Genomic DNA, 20,388 nt, shown 5'->3' on the forward strand with positions numbered 1-20,388 from the left:
ATGCGGCGCGGAAGTGGCAGACACCGATGACCGCCTCGACGCCTGGGAGGAGCGCGCCGCCATCCGCGAACATGACGGCGGCCAGCCAAGACAAGAAGCAGAACAGGCTGCCGCCGCAGAATTCGGCGCCAACGTCATTGACTTCCGCGCCGCTGCGTACAGCAAGCGCTGAATTGAGGCCATATTCACTCGCCGTGCAAACGGGCGAAAATGACAATCTATTTCACGGATTTATCAATGAATCCCAATGTACTTGCGTTCTCCAGAAGAGTTCGGACTCTTGCCCGGTCAAGCCCAGACATCACCTCGGCGTCGATCTCCAGCCGTAGCGAAACCTCAGCTCCGGGCAGTGTTGTAAGCTGCTCCACGATGGCCTCGACGATCTGATGCATATCGCGTGCCGGCCGATCCGACGATAGCATGACAGTCCCGACGAACCGCTTCGGTTTCGCTTCGGCATCTGGCTCGGATGCGCCACCGGTATGACCTGCGTCTGTACCAACTGGGGCACTGTTGCCTTCGTCAGAGCTACCCGTCGCGACGTCCGCTCCAGAATCCAGCCCACTCTGCCCCGGAGCAGCGGCAGGCTTTGGCCTATTTGCTTCCGCGACATCTGGCCGGACGATAACAGAGTCGCTGTCGATCGACACGAGAGCGTTCGACGAGTTCTCGATCGCCAGGCCGGCGTAGGACTGAGAAGCGTCGTCCCAGCGCTCTGCGTAGGCGAATGGTCCAGGAAGCATTCCCGACACAGCAGACTGGACGGATTTGATCAGCGTAACCCTGTTCTTCAGGCGAGGGAGGTACGCGTAGCGATTCAGGTACTCCCATAGATCCTTGAGATGCAGGTGTTGCTTCCCGTTCCAGATGTACTTTTCGAGCTCACGGTTGAGGCGCTCGGGTCCGATTTCGGGCAGTAGAGCCTCATCACTCACGAGCTTCTTGCTTGCACGGCCGAGAACGCCGTCCTGCGCGGGAATGCGCGCGGACGTAAGTTCGACGTCCGATTGTGCGGTCTCCTGATACGGATAGATCAGGTAGCACCAAGTCTCCTTAAGCCGAGTTTGAACCGTTTCTCGGGATTCCTTCGCCTTGTCCTTCGCCAGCGCGATGTCGCTCGTCTTCAGATCCAAACGTCCAGTATCGGCGTCTCTGACAATTCCATCCCATGCGAGCGACGACCGCATGGCCTCCTTGAGGTTCTCCAGCTGGCGACTGTCCGCTGAGAGGAACACGAGCGTGTTTCGATAGACGCGGGGTGTTGCCCCGCGCTGCAGCAGGATGTCCTTGACTTCGACCATCGCATCCGAGCCATGGCGACCTGTATGCGGATGCGCTACGCCAAGAACGACGGCCCTGATCCCGCCAGCTTCGTCGGGCACTTCCGAAGAGCCATCGGGTGCAACCTGAACGGCGTCGAAATGACCACGATCCGCCAGGCGATTGATGTAGCCTGTCAGCGCCTTGTCGATCTCGACCAGAACCAAAGCCTCCTCCAGCTGGCCAGCCCGGTCCGAGGCGACGCGGTTCAGGCTCGCCGACATCGAGTACCAGTAGCGACCGAGGTCGCTGTGCATGAATTTCGCCTGGTTCGTCAGCCGGCGGAGCGCGTCACCGAAGATTGCCACTTTCTCACCAGGCTGCACGACACCGAGATTGATCCGCCTGTCGTCGATCCCGCGGTTCTGCTGGCCCTCGGTAGGTGCTGTCGCGACGAATACCGCCCGCGCGACACGACGGGTCGCCGAGTAGCGGTTCAGGTTGGGAGCGGATTGGTCGATCTTGTAGGGCGTGGAGTTCATTCCATCCACGTCGCCCGCGATGATCCCCTGCCAAGCGTTCGGCAAATAGTGGAGCAGCTCAGGCTCGACACGAGCCGAGCTTATTGCCACGCTTCCTGGCATGATCATCACAGATGGATCGCCCGACATCCACAGTTCGTGGATGACTTGTGCCATCAGGCGCAGCACACCGCGTGTCCGCTGGAATTTGTCGAGCGACCCCCACGCCGTGTATAGGTGGTCGAACAGGTCCGGATGGATCGGATACGCCTTTTCCAGCTTCCTGCGATAGTCTTCGTCAGCGCAGCCCTGCGGGAAATCGTTCGGGCTTTCACGGTACAGCTTGGCGAACTGCTTCAGGGTGTTGTCCCTATGCATGTACTTGTCGCCGGGGATTTCCTTGAAAAGGCGGCGCCGAACGATCTCGTAGCTCTCTTCCTGCGAGGCCGGACGCCATGAACTCTCCACACGGCTGAAGGTCTGCTTGAGCCGCGCCAACGCTTCCTGGCCGCCTTCGCCGCCGACCTCGATCTGCGACGCCGGCAGCGAGGCTACCAGCAGCGTCTGCGGCGAAGCCTTCACGGCTTCGGTCAGCGATTGAACAAACGAGAGGTTCGCGTCGAATGATCCCGAGGGAAGCCCTTCGACCTTGTAGATCTGGCGGAGATAGGCGACCCACTCGTCGATCAGGATCAGACAAGGCGCGCATCTATTGAACACTGATTCAAGCAGGTTCGATCCCGGTGCGATACCTTTTTCATCGTTATCCGAGACCATCTGGAAGGCTTCTTCTCCGCCCAGCTGGAACACCAGTTCGCCCCATGTGGTATTGATGGGGCGACCATAATCCTGTTCGCGTTTCTTGACGTCTGCCGGCCCGGATGACGTGCCCACCAGCACCGCGCGGCTGATCGTGTCCGGAACGCTCAGCCCCTTCTCGGACAGCAACTGGTCCAGACCCGGCAGGTCGTGCACCGGCGTGTTGCCGACCATGTGGTAGAGGGCCAGCATCGAATGCGTCTTGCCGCCGCCGAAGTTGGTCTGCAACTCCACGACCGGATCGCCGGATTGGCCCGAAAGCCGCTTCGCAGCGCCCTCCAGCAGCCGGCTCAGACCGTCAGTGAGATACGTCCGGCTGAAGAACTCCCGCGGATCGCTGTACTCGTAGGGCGCGCTGCCGTTGTGCACCTTGGCGAGGTCAGCGGCGAACTCGGCCTGCTGGAACTCGCCGGTTGCGACGTCCTGGTGCGGCTCCACCACGTCCCGCCACGGCAGCAGGCCCGAGACCGTCTCGGTCGAGATCGTCGAGATATTGCTCTTGCGCTCTTCCGACCGGGCCAGTTCGCGGTACTTCGTGCGCAGGATCGTGTCACGCATCTTGCCGATCTCCTCGGCGCTCTGGCCGGCGCTCACCGCCTCGAGCAGGCGGCGCATCGAGTCCAGCGCGCGCTCGGCGTCGTCGTAGGAAAACTTGCCGTCATGGGCGAGCTTGTTGCGGACATCGACCAGCTCGTTGACGATCGAGCGATGCGTCCGGTCCAGCACGTCGCGGAACGCCTCGTTCCAGAAGCGCTCCATGATCTGCAGCAGCTTCTGGGTGTCGAGGTTGAACTTCCCATTGCTCTCCCGCCGCCACGTCGGAAAACGAGAGATCACTTCATGGGGCCAGCCTTCGCCCAGCGCTGCTTGGAGCCTTTGCAGAACGAACGGCTGCAGGCCCTTGGGCAGCAGCTCCATGCCTTCGAAGACGGTCTGGCGTGCACTCTTTGCCATCAATCAACCCTATCTATGTTTAGAACGCTGCTGGGCTCAATCCTTGGTTCGCCACGAGTACTCGTAGGAAATCCCACTAATACTCCCCGCACGAACCTTGGCCATTAACCCTTCGTCTGGAACAGACGCGGCAATGGTGGCTATATCGTACGCGCGAAGGTAGGCTGGCCCATTGGGCTTTCCTTCTGCATCATGTTTCTGGCAGACTTTCACCGTCGCGCGGAAGCGTGTTCCGATTGGAAACATCTCCCTAAGCTTGCGCGGAAACTCCACGCGGGTACTGGGCGGAAAAACCTTCACTGGTTTTACTCTAGGTCGCGAAATCCCGGGATCGGTACAGGTCTCCAGCACGATGTCACCAAAGTACTGCCCGACCACGCTGCTAGGATCATCAATGATCATTCGTGCCACCCTTAAATATCCATCGCCGTCTGGCGGTTCACATCTTCGATCCGGATCGTCGCGGCCAGGCGCGTCAGGTCCGTCCACACCGCGATCAGCCCGTTGTAGGAGGTCGCCTCCTTCGCGTCCTGCCGCTTGTTCGAGCAGACGTCGTAGAGGTAGTAGGCTAGGTCCTTGACCATCTCGGCGCGGTCCGGGCCCAGCTTCTTGAGCAGCAGGGCCGCGGCGTATTCGCCATCGTTCTCCAGAACGCGGATCAGGTGCTGGCAGCATTCCCAGATCGTCAGGTGATCGTCCTCGGCCGGGTCCCAGTCCGGGTCCAGCTCGGCGCGCTTGAGGATGCGGACCTTGCCGGCAGAGCTGTCGACGATCCCGGCATGCTTCACGCTCTCGACCGAGATGCCGCGCGCGCGGGCGAGGTTGTCGGCTGCGCCGTAGTCGCCCTTGTCGGTGCCGTGCTGCTCGAACCAGGTCGCGGCAAAGCGGGTGTCGGCGTCGAACTCGCCATGTAGATCGTTCAGGAACTCGTCGAGCTCGGCATTGATCAGCTGCAGCGCGGTCTTGACCGTCATAGGGCTGTCGTCGGCCTCCAGCACCGCCTTGTAGCGGGAGAAGACGCCCATGCCGGGGCCGATGGCCGATTGCGGCATGTCCGCGGGAGAAACGTTGGCGGCTTGAAGCTCGGTAATGGCCGGGGGGAGTTCGCGTTTCAGGGCGCGGATGAACTCGGCGCGGGTGATGATGTCGGCTGTGTCCTCCTTCTTCCGGCAGACGAGAACCACCGAGTTGGCGAGAGCGTTCGTTCCGGAGGCAACAATGCGGTTTGCCATTTCCGAGCGAACAGGCCAAGTGCCGACGACTGAAAATCCAGCTTCAATGATGGCTTGTAAAAATGTCGCCCATCCCGTCGAACTTATACCTTCTTGAGCGACCTCGCTTTGCTTGAATGCGTAGTAGATCGTTGTTGGGCATTGGCTTGAGGAGTGCATTGCCATGTTTCTAATGGCTTTTCGCATGCCATCGAGAAAGAAGGACTCAGCTGCTTCCTTTCCGCCATGTCGATATGGGGTCGCAACTAGCTCTTCTGACTTCGGTGTCGCCAGGATTCCAAAAGCCTCTGGAAATACGGGCTTAGCTGCTGGCTTCATCCAGCAGAAGAAAAAGTCAGATAGATCAGCGTAGCCGATATTGTCGTAGTAAGGTGGGTCGGTAGAAATCACCACACCGGTTGGATATTTGACTGTTTGGGCATCATGCTGGACCTCATAGCCATCTGCGGCTGGTGCAAGCCTTTCAATGGCCTTCTGGACCCAGTCCACATTGTTGAGAAAGTTGCCGCTTGCTGAGGAAAAAGGATTCCCTTCAGCGAAGTCCCAAGTCATAGGAATTGCTTGGCGCCCAAAAGTATTTCTCAGCGCCTCCATCTTCGGGGAAGAGTCCCACGTACATATTGTAGAACCGCGGTCAGCTGAGCGGTTTATGGCAAAGGTCATGTATGTGCTGATTGCCTCAGCATATGCGGTTGCACCCTTGCCCGAATCGCGAAGAAATGTGTGTTCGGAGCTCATGCCTTGTGCCAAGGCATCGTTGCGAACCGCATTACGCAATTCCTGAAGGAGATCGATGAATGTATTCAAAGCAACCAGTTGGCGATCGGTAAAGAGGTCGCCAAAAGTCTTCATTCCATAGGCTGGGGGTGAAAACCATCTAGGATTCTCTGGCTGCAATTGTTCCGGCTCCCAAGCCGGCCTTGCAGATTCTGCGATTTCTGTGTGCCGTGAAATTGGCGGAAGATATGCTCTGCCGCCCTTTCTCAGCGCGGCGATAGAAATGAGTGTTTGGCCCATTGCGCCCGACATTCCAGACTTGGTAATGTGCGATGGCGTGATCGCAGTTTCGGAAAGGAGACATCGAAAGTTGGCTCCACGACCAGCTTTGGTGCCTTCCTTCGCTTTCGCAATCTCCTCTGTCGTTCCTCCTTTTCGAATCCGGTATTGAATGGTCTTATTCGCTTTGTCGACCACAGGTTCAATCCAGACCTCTTTGCCCTTCTTTGAGCTGAGCAAGAAGCTTGATGCGATCGGCACTTGCACATCCGAGAACGCCGGATCCGGGCTCGGCACGGTTCGTGCCCAGATCCAGGCGATCACAGTCGCCTTGCCGCCGCCATACTCGCTCGGCAGGTCGACCTGCGGGTAGAGATGCCCGATGCGCTCCCACGCCTTCTCGCGCATCCACTCGCCGTAGTATTTCACGTCCTCCGCCAGCCCTTCGGCGTTGCGGTAGTGGTTGCGCTCCTTCCCGCCCGGATGGATCGGCTCCATGTCCTTGAACTTCGGCGGGATCTCGATCATCGCCTTGCCGATCATGACCGCCACCGGGTTCAGGTCGGACCCATAGGCGGGCAGGCCCAGCCGCTGCGCCTCCAGCGGGATGGACCCGCCGCCCGAGAATGGGTCGTAGACCGGGGGCAGCTCGCCGCCGCAGCTGGCGCGGATCTCCGCCCGCGCGCGCTCCAGCACCTCCTCGTTGGTCGAGTTCTCCCACTTCACCAGGTCCTCGATGATCTGGAACAGCCGCTTGCGCTCGGCCTCCACGGCCTCCTCGGTCGGGAACTTCTCCGGATGGCTTGATGGGTCGTCCACCAGCTGCGCGAACAGCACCGCCCGACAGGCCGCCAACGGCCGCCGCGCCCACCACAGATGCAGCGTCGAGGGATGCCCATGCCGGATCGACTTCTCCCGCGCCGACGCCGCGTTGATCGCCTCGAGCGGGATGGCAACTTCGATGAGTTTCTTCTTGTAGGTCATTGCTTCCCCCAAGTTTATTGCGCTATAAAAAGAGCCCGAAGACCGGGGCCGAGGCTCTGATGCGCCCCTTCGCCCAGCAGGTCTTCAAACATCTCTGCGCTTGTTATTGTTTTGGTATCTGTGTCCTCGCCGCGATCCATAGAACCGCGCGGCAGATCCCGCCCAATGGGTATCCCGATTCCGCGTTGGGTGAAAGACGAGTCCGTCAGGTCGCGCCCTTCCCAACTGCCCACCACGAAGCGGATCAGCGAACGGGGAGAGCGGCGAAGGTCGTCATACACGAGATGCGCCGAGCTCGGGCAAAAGCAGCCAAAGCGCTTACACGTCTTCTCAATCGCCACAGATTTCTTTGGACTAGCCTGAGAAAGGGCCGAGGCTTTCGCATCAAGGGTGAAAGCAGCTGATCTCGCCGATTTGGCGATCTCTTTGTCTAGGGCAGCCGGCGTGCAACACCATGCCTCCTTGAACATGCAATCAATACTCGCTGCGGCGTGAATATCCTCAGCTTCCGGAAACACGTAGAAGGTGCTGTTGGGGTATTGTTTCTCGACAGATGTCAGCTTGGTCAGCTGATCACGCTCGATCTTGATCCGGCTCCCCGACTGGGCCTTGAACTGAAAGAGGACCAAGCTGCCGCCAATTCCCAGAACAGTATCGATCCCTTTCTTGCGCTCCTGCGCTTGCGTCAAACCGAACCATTTAGGGTTTCGGTTGAAAGGCATAATCGCTGCGCTGAGCGCGGCACAAAACCTGATCTCAAAGCTCTTTTCCGCGTACCTCAATTGAGCTCCTCGGGTGAAACAGCTCGGTCGAGTAGCTGGTTGATGTTGAATTGAATGGCGTTCTGGTCGAAGGGCGGCTCGCGCGTGTCGAGCGCTCCGCGGAGATACTGGGGCGCATGCACGTAGCCGTCGCCGACCTGGACGATGGCGAGGATGAACTTCTCGGGCTCATGCAGCGAGGTGATGACCTCCTGCCGCGTGATCATCACCGTATCCGCGCCGTCGATCCGGCCCTTCACCTCGATGAAGCGCATGTGGTCGACGTTCGGGTTATAGGAGGCGATGTCGTAGCCCACCTTCTGGGCCGACACATCCTCCGGCCGGTTCCCGAGTTCCCGCTCGACCGCCATGACCGCTTCCATCGCCTTCAGCTCGATCTCGCGGCGCGCGACCGGATCCTCCGAGAACCCCGACCCGGCATCAGCCATCTCGGCCGGCATCCGCTCGCGCAGGAGGCCGCGGGGCACCACGACCATCCCGCCGCGCACGCGCGGTGGCTGGGCCGAAATGAACCGCTCCTGGTCGATCAGCTCCAGGCGGCGCTTCAGGCGCTCGGCCAGATCCTCCGCCCGGCGTTGTGCGTTCTGCCAGTTGAGGCGGGTCTTCTTGCCGGCCTTCTCCTGCTCCTTCAGTTCGAAGGCACGGGCGTCCCAGTAGTTGATCTCCTTCTTGAGGCGGGCCTTCACCTCCTGCTCGACCTTGTCGATCTCCGGAAGCCGACGCGCTCGGACGTCGGCGACGTGGCCCTGCGCAAGCTCGACCGTCGCGAACCGGACGATCTTTTTCTCCAGATCGCCCCGCAGCCAGTCGGCGTTCAGGACCTCTTCGACACCTACAATCTCTTCCGGTGTTGCGGGCCGCAGATTGAGGTGGGGCGCGATGCCGGCGTTGGTCACTTTGCCGGCCTCGCCGATCGCGGCGAACTGCAGCTTCTGGGAGATGACATTGGCATTGCCCGAGCTGGTCGGGCGCCCGTCCTGCACGCTGTGTTCGAGCAGGAAGAGAGCAGAGACGTCGGTGCCGTCGTCGGTGTCATCGACCAGGACGGCCCCCTGTTTCATGAGATGGTCGTTCTGCTCTCGCACCAGGCTGATGACGGCATCTAGCAGCGGGTGCCCGGGATAGACAAAGGCCGCGACGGGCTGCTGGTTGATCTTGCTCTTCTCGAAGCAGATGCGTTCGTACTTCTTCTGAAGCGGTGCGCCAGAACCGATCTGACGGTCACGCTCCCGCACGCTGAGCGGGACATGGGTGATTTCCCACCGTCCTTCTTCCCGGCGCTTGATCTGGCCGCCGAGCCGGCGAAATGCCTCGACGAAGAAGCTCTGGATGTGATGAGGCTGCAGGCGCTGAGCTTCGGCTCGCTCCATCTCGAGCCGTAACTCCTGAACCCGCGCCTCCGGCATGGTGTCGCTAGTGAGTTGCCGTTTCTGCAATAGGTGCAGGAGGTGGCTTTGGTCGACGGCGCCGTCCACTGTCTGGAAGAGGCGCGCCTTCACCTCGTCCTGCTCGCCATACTGAATTGCCTCGAAAAGAAGGTCCTTTAGCGCTCGCTCTTCGAAGAGTTCCCCGAGAACATCATACACACGCCCACCGAGAGCTTCGCGGGCGGCTTCCAGCTTTTCCAGAAGCCGGGCGTAGACTTCGCCCTCGCGGGTGTCCTTCGCCACGAGGTTCCACAGATGGCAGACTTCCGTTTGGCCGATTCTGTGGATGCGTCCGAAGCGCTGTTCGATCTTGTTCGGGTTCCATGGCAGGTCATAGTTCACCATCAGATGTCCGCGCTGAAGGTTAACGCCTTCGCCGGCGGCATCGTTGGCAATCAAGACAAGCAGGTCCCGGTCCTGCATGAACCGTTCGACGACCTTGCGCCGTTCCTCTCGGGACACCCCACCGTGAATGACATCTACTGCATCCGGCCGGCCAAGCCGGGCGACGACCTTCTCACGCAGATACTCGAGGGTATCCTTCGGCTCCGTGAATATGATCAGCTTGCGTCGATACCCGTCCGGATCGAGCATCAGATCGTCATCGAGAATCCGATCAAGCTGTTGCCACTTCGTGTCCTTTCCTGAGCGAAGGACGTCGAGCGCCATGCTCTCAAGGCCCTTGAGGGTTTGAACCTCCAGTTCCAGCTGCTCTACGGTTTCTGCCGTGGTTGCTCCTGTGGAAATCAGCTCCTCAAGATCATCGACCTCGTCCTGACCATATTCGTCGAGGTTTCGGAGCATCTCATCGCTGATCGATGCACTCTTCAATGTTGATGAGCTGCCCTTTGTGGCTAATCTGGCCTCCGAGAGTTCATTCTCCAGGCGCTCACGGCGGCGCTTCAATGACTGGTAAATGGCGGCAGGGCTGGATGCGAGGCGGCGCTGCAGGATCTGCAGCGCAAAGCCCACATTGTTGCGTTTCTTGCCGTCGTCTTCGGCGAAGCGCTGCACACGGTTCATTTCATTGCGTACGTATTCGGTGACGGCGGTGTAGAGTTCGGCCTCCTGCGGGGAGAGGTCGTACTTCACGGTATAGGCGCGCCGCTCGGGAAAGAGCGGCCGGCCGTCGAAACGGAGAAGCTCTTCCTTCGTCAGACGCCGCATCATGTCCTCGACGTCGGCGACATGGACCCCGTCACGGAATCGACCCTCGAAACGGTCCCCGTCCAGCAATGCCATGAAGAGCTGAAAGTCCTTCTCCTTGCCGTTGTGCGGTGTTGCCGACATCAGCAGGAAATGCCGGCAAGCCCGGCTCAGCTGCTGACCCAGCTGGTAGCGCTTGGTGTACTTGACCTCGTTTCCGAAATAGGTGGCCGACATGCGGTGCGCTTCGTCGGCGATAATGAGGTCCCACTCCGTGGACGATGCCAGCTTTTCCTGAAGCTCTTCATTTCGCGACAACACGTCCAGACGCGCGATGAGGCGGTTGTTGTCGTTGAACGGGTTTCCTGATCTCGAACTCTCGATCATGTCCCGTGTCAGGATGTCAAACTCCAGACCGAACTTCTCGCCCAGTTCGTCCTGCCACTGTTCGACGAGACTGCCCGGCGCCACCACAAGGCAGCGCTCGAGATCACTTCGAGCGACCAGCTCCTTGATCAGAAGGCCCGCCATGATCGTTTTTCCGGCACCTGGATCGTCCGCGAGCAGGAACCGCAAAGGCTGGCGCGGGATCATTTCGCCGTACACCGCAGAAATCTGGTGCGGCAATGGATCAACAAGGCTGGTGTGGATGGCCAGGTATGGATCGAAGAAATGAGCGAGCTTGATGCGGTTTGCTTCGGTCACAAGACGGAGCAGAGCGCCGTCGGCATCGAACGACCATTTCCGCCCCCGGCTCTCAATGCCAAGCCGGTGTTCGTCATCGCGATAGAGAGTCGTTTCCGCGACAGAGCCGTTCGACGCCCGGTACACGACATTGATCGCCTGATCGCCGATCCATTCCACGGAAATCACTTCGACGGTCTGGTTCGGAACGAGTCCCGCTACCGAGGCCCCATTCCTGATGTCTTCCAGTCTGGTCATAGGCCGACCTCAAGAAGCCTCGCAGCCGGCGCAGTATCGATCCATGGCTTGCAAGTGTCTGGGCCCTCGTGAACCGTGTCCATTCAGGCGGCCTCCTCTGCGTCCGGGTCGGGCAGTTCGAAGCCGTCGTCATCCTGCGGCACGTCCTCGCCCTCCTCCGGCGCGGCGTCGGCGCGCGTGATCGCGTGGCCCGTAGCGCGCGAGATCATGGCGAGGAGGCGAGCCTCTCGATCAGCCATGAAGCCCGCGAAGTCGTCGGCGCGCAGGAGGGCAGGGTCCATGGCGTGCGAGGCCAGATACTCGTCTAGCGCGTCGCGGGCGATCGGTGGCGTGTCCGTCCCGCCCGTCTCCAGCCGCTCCAGGTAGACCGAGGGCGCGACGCCCCCGAGGATGCGATTGGTCTTGTAGCTGAGCGGGGTTTTGTTGATGACGGTGTCAAAGACCTTGGGCTCGATCTTCTGCTTCTTGCACCAGTCCTGCGGAAAGATGTGGTGGATGTCGACGTACTCGTCGAAGAACACGGTCTGGCCGAACGGCTGGCCCGATCTGAAATCAATCGCTCCCTCGGCCATCAGAAGGGCATGGATGCCCTTGTAGGCGGCCGACAGACGTGTGCGCAGAGTGCGCAGTCGCTCGGGGCGGAATCGACCGTCGGCAATCGTGCTCGGCTCGGGTCCACCGTCGAGCCAGGCCGGAACCTCGAGCACGTCCCTGGCGAAGCGGGACTCGATCGCGGTGCCGTAGAGCTCGCCGAAGATGCCGCACCAGAACCAGCGAGCCAGCTGGTCGCGTACTGCCGCATGATCGAATCTGGGTCCGATCATCGCGAGGATCGCAGCGAAGGGGACAAGCTGCCCCTGATACGGCAGGTCGATGACACGGTAGATGTGGTTCTGCCGGAGGAAGCGGGCCGCCGTCTTGAACCCTTCCTCGACCGTGGAGCGGTGCTTCAGGTAGGCCTCGAGCGGCAGGTCGAGCAGCGACTGGCGCGTGGCGCGGACGGCGGACAGCTCCGAGTCCTTGCGCCCCGCGGCGACTTCCGCTGCTCGCTTCTCGACGCCGTGCAGGAGGGCAATGGCCTGCAGCACGTCGGTTGCCGCAATCCGTTCAAGAACGCCGAACTTCTGCTCCGCAGCGCGGCCGTAGAGCTGAAGCCGGGTCTGCAGCCCCGGCTGGCCGTCGGCACCGAGCCAGTCGTCGCGCAGCCGGTGGCCGCGGGCTGCGTACATGGCGGTCACAAGTTCGAAGGCGTCGAGCGGCTTGCCGCCCGTGTTCACTTTCTCGAAGACGAGACAGACGGCTTCGTGCGAGGTTTCCGGGCTCAGCGCGATCACCGGCAGCTGGTAGGCCTTGAAGTTCTGAAGGACCTCATCCTTGAACGGCTTGAACAGCCGGCGCGTCTCCGGATCATTCTCCAGCCAGTATTCGTTGAAGCCGTCCTGCCATTCGTCCCAGTCGAACACCTGGTTCAGCGGGAACATGAGGTTCTGGTACTCGAGCTCCGGCGTGGAGAGATCGAGGTCGATACGTCGATTGAAGTCCGATTTCATCCGCCGATCCTCCGGCACCGAGACGATGGCGTCTTCCCGGTCCTCGGATGGGTTCATCGCCTTTCGGATGTCGATGTAGAACCAGCGCTTCACGAGCTTGAGCCGTGGCGTGACCGTCTGCACCACCTCGCGGCGCAGACAGGTCTGGTAGAGCGACGTCATGCGCTGCTGGCCATCCAGCAGGAGCTGATCCGGCGCAGCATCGCCAATCTCGGCATCAGCCCCCTGGATCGGCCGGCGCGCGAACTTGTCCGCCGCACCGGGCTTCGTCTCGAGTGTCATCAAGGCGCCGACCGGAAACGCCTGCGAGATCGAGGCAATCAGCCCCTTGATCCGTTCCTCGTCCCAGACCCAGCTGCGCTGGAAGTCCGGCAACTGGATCTTGCCATTCCCACAATGGCGCAGAAGCTCTTCCAGACTGACCGGGTTCGTCTTGAACGCGGCTTGCTTACCCATTGCCTCACTCCTCGAATGAACTTGTCTGCTTGCGGCAGGCGACCCCGCAACAGCTGAACGGCTCAATCATACTGTCGCCTTTCGAATACAGCTTTCTCGAGCACCACCAATGATCTCTTCGCGATGGACGAGGAATATCTGCTGGTCCCGAGGTGTCTTCGAAGCCTGATCCGGTTCAAGCCCAAGCCGCTTGGGTGCGCAGTGGGAGTGCGCGCGCCGAACCCTGATCATCGCCTTGCCGCCGCGAATGCCGTGGTCTAGAGCCATGACCTCCGCCCGTGTGCCCAAGAGAAGGCGACGGGGTATGGCGCAATTCAGCGCCAGCACTGCTCGGTGCTGGACAGGGGCTGGCACGTCACTTAGATCCCCACGGCTCGGCGCATGGCGCCGCCCCGCCGAACGGAGCACTATCAGATCGCTCCCGCGCACCGGGGCAGAGGCGGGTGCGCGGGGCAGTAGTTTGGCGATCCGGGAATCATCCCGGTCGACAGTCCCGTCAGCGAGCGAGTGCAGCTGCGCGAGGTTGCTGCTGGCGTCGGGCTCGAGGAACCGTGGCTTGAGATCCGAGCCGCGGAGATGAGACCGCACGCTCCTGTCGCAGGCCGTGATGTCCGGCGCGAAGCCAAGATAGCGGCTCAGATGGGTGGGCGCCTGGCTAACCGGGACCCCAAACTGGTCCATCTGATCGCTGCGGTTCACATGTCCCTCCCGGAACAGGCGGCACCCCAGGAATGCGAGGTGCCGCTTGGTACACAAGCATAACTCCGACCTGTCCAAATCCATCACGTTCCCGGCTCGGAATTCGCGAGGTTGAGTATGCACACCCATTTTCTGGGATTAAGCAGACGCTAGCCGAGCCAGATCAGCGGTGCAATTGAAATGCGTCACAAATCAAAACCTTGAAGCGTGGCTTGGCTTTAAAGGATCCTCGATGTCTTCGGAATGCTCTGACGCAACGGCATATTTCTATGCCGATTGAGAACCAGCCCCGTGGCGGCGAGGTTGCCTGGCGCACGGCAGGTTTCTTGTTGCTCTGATGGCGTGAACCGCTTCACCAGCCCCGATCAGGCTACCTCGGCTAGCAAGAATAGCACGATTAGCATGACTAGCGTCCCGATCAGAGCCGGCTGGAGGCACTGCACCGACTCTGCGTAATCAGGTGCAATCGGGGGACCGCACCTGAGCCTTGATCACCGAACGACGGATGAACCGTCCCGACAAGTGCAAGGCACCCCATCCGCGCCGCGAAGCCGAGCGTAACCTTCCCCCTTCGGTGGCCATGAGCGGGGTACATGTTGAAGGATGCTGAAGCGCCGCGCGACCGTGTCACCCGAGACCCTGAGATCCCCGCGCCGTTCACATTGTCGCCGATCCAGTGCGGTCCGAAAGGATCCACCACGGACAGCGTTCTGGTTGTGGAATGAGATGTGGAACATGATTGATAATCTTGACTTTTCTCAAACAAATTCAACACCGTAGTTAAAGTTGATGGCGGAGAGAGCGGGATTCGAACCCGCGATACCGTTTCCGGTATACACGCTTTCCAGGCGTGCGCCTTCGACCACTCGGCCACCTCTCCTCGGGCCACTCCCTAAACAATGCGCGCGGCGGCTGCAAGCGCCAACGCGAAGGCTTGGCAGGCCGGGGCGGCGTGCCTAGGTTCAGCTGGGGCCGGCATGCGGTTCCGACGGGGCAGGGAGCCGGTACCGCCATGCGCTATCTCGCCTATGCACTGATCCTGCTCGGCCTCGCGGTCGCCGCCGCCGATCTCGCGGCGAGCCTCGGCGCGGGCGAGACCGCCCGGCTCGCCACCCTCGGCGAATGGTGGTTCTGGGCCGATCCGGACAGCCTGCAGCTGTTCCAGCCGGCGGTCGAGCGCCATGTCTCCCCGGCGCTCTGGACCTCGGTGATCCAGCCGCTGCTGCTGGCGCCGCTGGCGCTCGAGCTGCTCGGGCTCGGCGCGGTGTTCTGGCTGCTGGCGCGGGCGCTGCGGCCGCGGCGGCGGCGGCGGCGCTGACGGCGGCCGACCGGAGACCGGCCGGGCGGCGGCCCGGGGGCCGGCCGGAGGGCCGCGGTCGCGATCAGGGCAGATAGGCCTCCGGGATCCAGTAGACCGTCTGCCCGCCCAGCACATGCTTGAAATCCATGCCCGCCGCGGGAAACGCGCGGCTGCGGGTGATCTCGGTGAGCGGCACCGCGAGGCGGGCGCTGCCGCAGGGCTGTTCGGCGCGCTCGCGGATCTCGGGGATGCGCCCGGCGAAGACGGTGTCGATGATCTCGCGGCGGGTCTCCAGCCAGTGCCCGAGCAGGGTCAGCTCGCAGGGCGAGAGCCCGGCCGCGTCGCCCTCCGCGCCGTCGCCGTCGCCGTCGGCGCCCTCCAGCCCGGCGGCCCGGGCCAGCGCGGCGGGGCCGATCCGGCGGAGCGGCGAGCCCGGCGCCACCGGCAGCCCCCGGCCGCGCTCCAGCCGCTCGGCGAGCGTGCCCGCGGCATCCGCCGCGCCGCGTTCGGCGCCCGGCATCTGGCGCAGGATCAGCCGGGCCAGCCCGGGCACCGAGCGCGCGGCGGTGTCGCGGAACGGCGCGAGCCGGGCGCGCCATTCCGAGAAGGCGTCGTAGCTCAGCCAGACATCGGCGACGGCATCGGCGTCGTCGAGGACATAGCCGGTGGCGGTGGCGGCGAAGGGCCGGGCATGGCAGCCGGCGTCGGGGCGCGCGCAGGGCGCGGCGGCCGGCCCCGGCAGGATCAGGCCCGGCACCTGGCGGCCCTCCTGCACCAGCCGTTCGGCGAGCGCGGCGAGGGCCGGCCCGTCGGCGGCGAGGTCGGGGAGATCGGCCACCGTGGTGCGCCCGCCGAAATCCCGGACCGCGCCGAGAATGCGCGCGACCAGCGCCGCGCCGGTCGCGGCCGGGTCGGCGCCCGGCGGCAGCGCGGCGACGAGGCGGCCGGTGTCGATCATCGGGGCGCCGCCGCGCGCTGCCGCGAGGTGATCGAGCACGCCGCCGGCGATCGCCCGGCCCTGGGCGATGAAGGCGCTGCGCGCCGCCGCGGCGCCGGCGCCCGCCGGGCTGGGCACCTGGAGGAAGACCGGCAGCACCGGCTCGACCGCCGGGTCGAAATCGAGGGTCAGGAAGGCCAGCACGTCCTCGACCGCGAGCCCGAGCGCGCCCCGTTCGGCCTGCTCGGCGGCGCTGTAGCCGCCATCGCCGATCACGAACAGCAGCTTGGCGCGGCCGGCGCAGGCGCTCATGTCGTCGACCGCCTGGTAGAGCCCCATGAAGAGGTTGGTCCACGGGCTGCGGGGGCCGCGCGGCGGCCGCTGCTCCGCGAGCCGGCGCAGGCCGTCGCCGACCGCGGCGATGCCGGCCTCCCGCTCCGCCGCGGAGGGCGCGCAGTTGCCGTCCAGCGCCAGCCCCTCGCCGATGCCGCCGGCGCCGTCCGCGGCCCGGCGATAGACCCGGAAGCCGAGCCTGACCTCGGTGCCGGCCAGCCGCGGATCGCTGGCCAGGGCCGCCGCCAGCGCCGCGGCGAGACCGGGCCGCCCGGGCCCGCCGGCCAGCGCCGCGAGATGCGGCGCCATGCCGGCGGTGCCGTCGATCAGCAGGAAGATGTCGAGCCGGCGCGGCGCATCCGCCGGCTGGCGCGCGCCGAGGATCGCGCCCGGCGCTCCCGGCAGGTCGACCGCCACGCCGGGGCCGACGCCGACCGCCGGCACCGCGACCTCCCAGAGCGCCGGCTCGCCCGCGATGTGCCGGAGCACCGGCATCCTGAGCGGCGTACGGAACCAGCGCGCGCCGCCGAGCACCGGCAGCGTGCAGGGCTCGCCGCGCCGCGCCGCCTCCGGCGTGGCATGGACGCAGAGCGGGCGCGGCCGGCCGACGAGATCGGGCCGCGGCGCGCTGGCGGCGTCGTGCACCAGGTCCTCGCGCGGGCGCAGCCCGAGGCGGGTCTCCCAGAGCAGGCCGTCGGAGAGGCTGACCCAGCCGAGGATCTGCGCCGCCTCGTCGGCGAGGAAGCGGTCGACCAGCAGCAGCCGGCCGCGCGCGGGGTCGGCGGCATGGACATAGGCGACCGCGACATCCGCGAGATCGGTGCAGCCCGGGCTGCCGGGCTCGCAGCGCCGATGCGCCGCCGAGGGCATCGCGTGCAGCGGCTCCGGCGCGCTGCCGAGCAGATGCGCGGGCCGGCGCGGCAGGAAGCGCCGGTCCGCCCCCGTTGTGCGGCTGACCAGCGGCTGCACGCGGCAGAGCAGGTCGTCGCCATGCACCCAGCCGAGGCTGCCGGCGGCGCGCTGGTCGGCCTTCACCTCGACGAAGGCGCCCTGCCGGCGATGCAGCGCCACGCGCTGGCCGAAACGGAGGGTTCCGAGCTGCCGGGCACCGGCGCGGGGCGCGGCCAGCAGCGGCGCATCGGCGCGGATCACCGGGGCGGCGAGGCGGCGGGTGATCTGCCCCGCGATGTCGATATGGCCGACCGCATCGGCGGCGGCGAAATCATGGGAGGCGCAGCCGCCGCGCACCGCCGCCGCCGCCGCCGCCGCCGCCGCCGCCGGCAGGGCGAGCAACAGGAGCGGCAGGAGCGCCAGCAGCCCGAGCAGTCCGCGTTTCGGCATCGCCATCCCCGGTTTCCCTTCACCCTGTCTCCGGCCCGCGGGGCAGTCTGCCACGAAACCGGCCGCGGTCGAGACCGGACCCGCGGTCGCGCCCGCAGCGGCTCCCCCGGCGATGGCCGGGGCAGGGCGATTTCGCTTGACAGCATGCCCCCGATTTGGCCGAGCTTGGGGCGCATGGCCCTCACCCTGTCCGACATCCTTGCCGCCCGGCAGCGCATCCGCGGCCTGGCCGACGCCACCCCCTTCGTGCCCTCGCCGCATCTCGGCGAGCGCGCCGGGCAGGAGGTGCTGCTCAAGCTCGAGAACATGCAGCCGATCGGCGCCTTCAAGCTGCGCGGCGCGCTCAACGCGGTCGCCGCGCTGCCCGAGGATGCGCGCGGCGTCACCTGCTGCTCGACCGGCAATCACGGGCGCGGCGTGGCCTTCGCGGCGCGGGCGCGCGGGCTGCGCGCGGTGGTCTGCATGTCGGCGCTGGTGCCGGAGGCCAAGGTGGAGGGCATCCGCCGGCTCGGCGCCGAGGTGCGCATCCACGGCCGCTCGCAGGACGAGGCGCAGGCCGAGAGCCGGCGGCTCTGCCGCGAGGAGGGGCTGACCGAGATCTCCCCCTTCGACGACCCCCACGTGATCGCCGGGCAGGGCACCATCGGCCTCGAGATGCTCGAGGCGCGGCCGGATCTCGACATGATCCTGGTGCCGCTCTCGGGCGGCGGGCTGGCGGCCGGGATCGCGCTGGCCGCCAAGGCGATCCGGCCGCAGATCCGGGTGATCGGCATCAGCATGGACCGGGGCGCGGCGATGCATGCCTCGATCCGCGCCGGGCATCCGGTGGAGGTCGAGGAGGTGGCGAGCCTCGCCGACAGCCTCGGCGGCGGCATCGGGCTGGACAACCGGCTCTCCTTCCCGCTCTGCCGCGACCTGCTCGACGACACCGTGCTGGTGAGCGAGGAGGAGATCTACCACGCCATGCAGCGGCTCTATTACGAGGACCGCATCGTCGCCGAGGGCGCCTGCGTGGTCGGCATCGCGGCGCTGGTCGCCGGGCGGCTGCCGGCGCCGCGCGGGCCGGTCGCCACCGTGATCACCGGGCGCAATCTCGACATGGGTGTCTTCACCCGCATCGTGACCGGGCAGGACGTGGCGCTCGGCGACCACATCGTGAAGGGGCGTGCCTATGAGCCATGAGATCCGCATCGTCACCGAGGCCGAGCTGCGCGGCGCCGTCGGGCTCGACCGTGCGCTGGTGGACGTGATCGAGAACGCCTTCCGGGCGCTGGCCTCGGGCCGGGTGGTGATGCCGCCGATCCTCTCGATGGAGATCGCCGAGGCCAATGGCGAGGTCGACGTCAAGACCGCCTACATCCCCGGCTTCGAGGGCTTCGCGATCAAGGTGAGCCCGGGCTTCTTCGACAATCCGGCACGCGGCCTGCCCTCGCTGAACGGGCTGATGATCCTGTTCTCGGCGACCACCGGGCTGGTGCAGGCGGTGTTTCTCGACAACGGCTATCTCACCGATCTGCGCACCGCCGCGGCGGGGGCGGTGGCGGCGCGCCATCTGGCGCCCGAGGCGGTCGAGACCGCCGGGGTGATCGGCACCGGGGCGCAGGCGCGGCTGCAGATGCAGGCGGCGCATCTCGAGCGGCGGTTTGCGCGCGGCCTCGTCTGGGGGCGCGATGCGGCGCGGGCGGCGGCCTGCGCGGCGGAGCTCTCGGCCAGCCTCGGCGTGCCGGTGGAGGCCGCCGCCGATCCGGCCCGGCTGGTGGCCGAGAGCCAGCTCGTGATCACCACCACGCCGGCGCGCCAGCCGGTGCTCGAGGCGGGCTGGCTGCATCCCGGCCTGCATATCACCGCGATGGGCTCGGACCAGGCCGGCAAGAACGAGATCGACCCGGCGGCGCTGGCGGCGGCGGATCTCTATGTCTGCGACCGGGTCAGCCAGTGCGAGGCGCTCGGCGAGCTGCGCGCCGCGCTGGCGGCCGGGCTCTGGCACCGGGGCACGCCGCCGGAGCTCGGCGCGGTGATCGCCGGCAGCGCGCCCGGCCGCACCGATGCGGAGCAGGTCACGATCTGCGATCTGACCGGCACCGGCGCGCAGGACACCGCGATCGCCAGCCATGTCCGGGGGCTGCTCGGCACCGCCGGCACCGCCGTGATCGCCTGAGCGGGCGCGGCGATGAAGCTCGACCGGCGCGATGTCGCGATCCTCGAGGCGCTGCAGGCGGAAGGGCGGATCTCCAAGCTGGCGCTGGCCGAGCGCGTCGGGCTCTCGCCCACGCCGTGCTGGAACCGGCTGAAGAAGCTCGAGGATGCCGGCATCATCGAGGGCTATGGCGCGCGGGTGGATCTCAAGCGGATCGGCCCGCACACGGTGGTCTTCGTCGCGGTGGAGCTGGCCGACCACACCGCCGCGCGCTTCGCCCGCTTCGAGCAGGCGGTGAAGCTGCTCGACGAGATCACCGGGGCCTGGGCGCTCGGCGGCGGGTTCGACTATCTGCTGCAGACCGTGACGCCGGACATCGACGCCTATCAGCGGCTGATCGACCACCTGCTGGAGCGCGAGATCGGCGTGGCGCGGTATTATTCCTATGTCGTGACCAAGCCGGTGAAGGGCCCGGCCGCGCCGCCGATCGCGCTGCTGCTCGGCGGCTGAGCCGGGGCGGAGACCGTCTCTCTCCGGCAGCGCCCGCGGGGAGAGAGAGTCTCTCCCGAGCC

The 20,388-nt window shown here is 64.9% G+C and carries 12 protein-coding genes and 1 tRNA gene; 4 read left to right on the top strand and 9 right to left on the bottom strand.

The features are described from left to right. Positions 1 to 218 precede the first annotated feature (218 nt). The 8 genes from QSJ97_RS22150 to QSJ97_RS22180 form a co-directional block, all read right to left on the bottom strand. Positions 219 to 3,554 (bottom strand): DUF499 family protein, encoded by a 3,336-nt coding sequence (locus tag QSJ97_RS22150; RefSeq protein ID WP_285674526.1) that lies wholly within the window; start codon positions 3,552 to 3,554, stop codon positions 219 to 221. Positions 3,555 to 3,590: 36 nt separating this feature from the next. Continuing rightward, positions 3,591 to 3,956: a hypothetical protein gene (locus QSJ97_RS22155; RefSeq protein WP_285674527.1), complete on the bottom strand. Its 366-nt coding sequence runs from the start codon at positions 3,954 to 3,956 to the stop codon at positions 3,591 to 3,593. Between the two features lie 11 nt (positions 3,957 to 3,967). Further along, positions 3,968 to 6,766 (bottom strand): DUF1156 domain-containing protein, encoded by a 2,799-nt coding sequence (locus tag QSJ97_RS22160; protein WP_285674528.1) that lies wholly within the window; start codon positions 6,764 to 6,766, stop codon positions 3,968 to 3,970. 14 nt (positions 6,767 to 6,780) lie between these two features. Continuing rightward, positions 6,781 to 7,548, bottom strand: coding sequence for a hypothetical protein (locus QSJ97_RS22165; RefSeq protein ID WP_285674530.1), 768 nt, complete (start codon positions 7,546 to 7,548; stop codon positions 6,781 to 6,783). Next, entirely contained in the window at positions 7,545 to 11,063 is a 3,519-nt protein-coding gene (locus tag QSJ97_RS22170) for a DUF8742 domain-containing protein (RefSeq protein ID WP_285674531.1), read from the bottom strand. Before QSJ97_RS22170 ends, QSJ97_RS22165 begins: the two co-directional genes overlap by 4 nt. 83 nt (positions 11,064 to 11,146) lie before the next feature. Further along, on the bottom strand, positions 11,147 to 13,069 hold the full coding sequence (locus QSJ97_RS22175; RefSeq protein ID WP_285674532.1) for a GmrSD restriction endonuclease domain-containing protein: 1,923 nt from the start codon (positions 13,067 to 13,069) through the stop codon (positions 11,147 to 11,149). Between the two features lie 66 nt (positions 13,070 to 13,135). Further along, positions 13,136 to 13,897 carry a BrxR family helix-turn-helix transcriptional regulator gene (locus QSJ97_RS25220; protein ID WP_491630632.1) on the bottom strand — a complete coding sequence of 254 codons (762 nt, stop codon included), beginning with the start codon at positions 13,895 to 13,897 and terminating at the stop codon, positions 13,136 to 13,138. Positions 13,898 to 14,558: 661 nt separating this feature from the next. Continuing rightward, a tRNA-Ser gene (locus tag QSJ97_RS22180) sits at positions 14,559 to 14,648 on the bottom strand. 132 nt (positions 14,649 to 14,780) lie between these two features. Here QSJ97_RS22180 and QSJ97_RS22185 point away from each other — a divergent pair. Next, positions 14,781 to 15,086 carry a hypothetical protein gene (locus tag QSJ97_RS22185; protein ID WP_285674533.1) on the top strand — a complete coding sequence of 102 codons (306 nt, stop codon included), beginning with the start codon at positions 14,781 to 14,783 and terminating at the stop codon, positions 15,084 to 15,086. 64 nt (positions 15,087 to 15,150) lie between these two features. On the opposite strand, the gene QSJ97_RS22190 is transcribed toward QSJ97_RS22185, so the two are convergent. Then, a complete protein-coding gene (locus QSJ97_RS22190; protein ID WP_285674534.1) occupies positions 15,151 to 17,679 on the bottom strand; it encodes an SH3 domain-containing protein in 2,529 nt (842 codons plus the stop codon). Positions 17,680 to 17,853: 174 nt separating this feature from the next. Between QSJ97_RS22190 and eutB the strand changes: the two genes are divergently transcribed. Genes eutB through QSJ97_RS22205 form a run of 3 tightly spaced genes read left to right on the top strand, consistent with a single transcriptional unit; the run spans position 17,854 to position 20,326 of the window. Further along, positions 17,854 to 18,861: a hydroxyectoine utilization dehydratase EutB gene (eutB, locus tag QSJ97_RS22195; protein WP_285674536.1), complete on the top strand. Its 1,008-nt coding sequence runs from the start codon at positions 17,854 to 17,856 to the stop codon at positions 18,859 to 18,861. Then, positions 18,851 to 19,837 carry a cyclodeaminase gene (locus QSJ97_RS22200; protein WP_285674537.1) on the top strand — a complete coding sequence of 329 codons (987 nt, stop codon included), beginning with the start codon at positions 18,851 to 18,853 and terminating at the stop codon, positions 19,835 to 19,837. Before eutB ends, QSJ97_RS22200 begins: the two co-directional genes overlap by 11 nt. 12 nt (positions 19,838 to 19,849) lie before the next feature. Continuing rightward, on the top strand, positions 19,850 to 20,326 hold the full coding sequence (locus tag QSJ97_RS22205) for an Lrp/AsnC family transcriptional regulator (RefSeq protein WP_285674538.1): 477 nt from the start codon (positions 19,850 to 19,852) through the stop codon (positions 20,324 to 20,326). Positions 20,327 to 20,388: the final 62 nt, after the last annotated feature.

It is taken from the genome of Paralimibaculum aggregatum (genome assembly GCF_030270585.1).
GTDB classification, from domain to species: domain Bacteria; phylum Pseudomonadota; class Alphaproteobacteria; order Rhodobacterales; family Rhodobacteraceae; genus Thermohalobaculum; species Thermohalobaculum aggregatum.

What these genes read in the sequence shown, in the direction of transcription:
- eutB (WP_285674536.1), top strand. Translation starts at nt 17,854, where the DNA reads ATGGCCCTCACCCTGTCCGACATCCTTGCCGCCCGGCAGCGCATCCGC.
- QSJ97_RS22185 (WP_285674533.1), top strand. Translation starts at nt 14,781, where the DNA reads ATGCGCTATCTCGCCTATGCACTGATCCTGCTCGGCCTCGCGGTCGCC.
- QSJ97_RS22175 (WP_285674532.1), bottom strand. Translation starts at nt 13,069, where the DNA reads ATGGGTAAGCAAGCCGCGTTCAAGACGAACCCGGTCAGTCTGGAAGAG.
- QSJ97_RS22200 (WP_285674537.1), top strand. Translation starts at nt 18,851, where the DNA reads ATGAGCCATGAGATCCGCATCGTCACCGAGGCCGAGCTGCGCGGCGCC.
- QSJ97_RS22190 (WP_285674534.1), bottom strand. Translation starts at nt 17,679, where the DNA reads ATGCCGAAACGCGGACTGCTCGGGCTGCTGGCGCTCCTGCCGCTCCTG.
- QSJ97_RS25220 (WP_491630632.1), bottom strand. Translation starts at nt 13,897, where the DNA reads ATGGGTGTGCATACTCAACCTCGCGAATTCCGAGCCGGGAACGTGATG.
- QSJ97_RS22160 (WP_285674528.1), bottom strand. Translation starts at nt 6,766, where the DNA reads ATGACCTACAAGAAGAAACTCATCGAAGTTGCCATCCCGCTCGAGGCG.
- QSJ97_RS22150 (WP_285674526.1), bottom strand. Translation starts at nt 3,554, where the DNA reads ATGGCAAAGAGTGCACGCCAGACCGTCTTCGAAGGCATGGAGCTGCTG.
- QSJ97_RS22205 (WP_285674538.1), top strand. Translation starts at nt 19,850, where the DNA reads ATGAAGCTCGACCGGCGCGATGTCGCGATCCTCGAGGCGCTGCAGGCG.
- QSJ97_RS22155 (WP_285674527.1), bottom strand. Translation starts at nt 3,956, where the DNA reads ATGATCATTGATGATCCTAGCAGCGTGGTCGGGCAGTACTTTGGTGAC.
- QSJ97_RS22170 (WP_285674531.1), bottom strand. Translation starts at nt 11,063, where the DNA reads ATGACCAGACTGGAAGACATCAGGAATGGGGCCTCGGTAGCGGGACTC.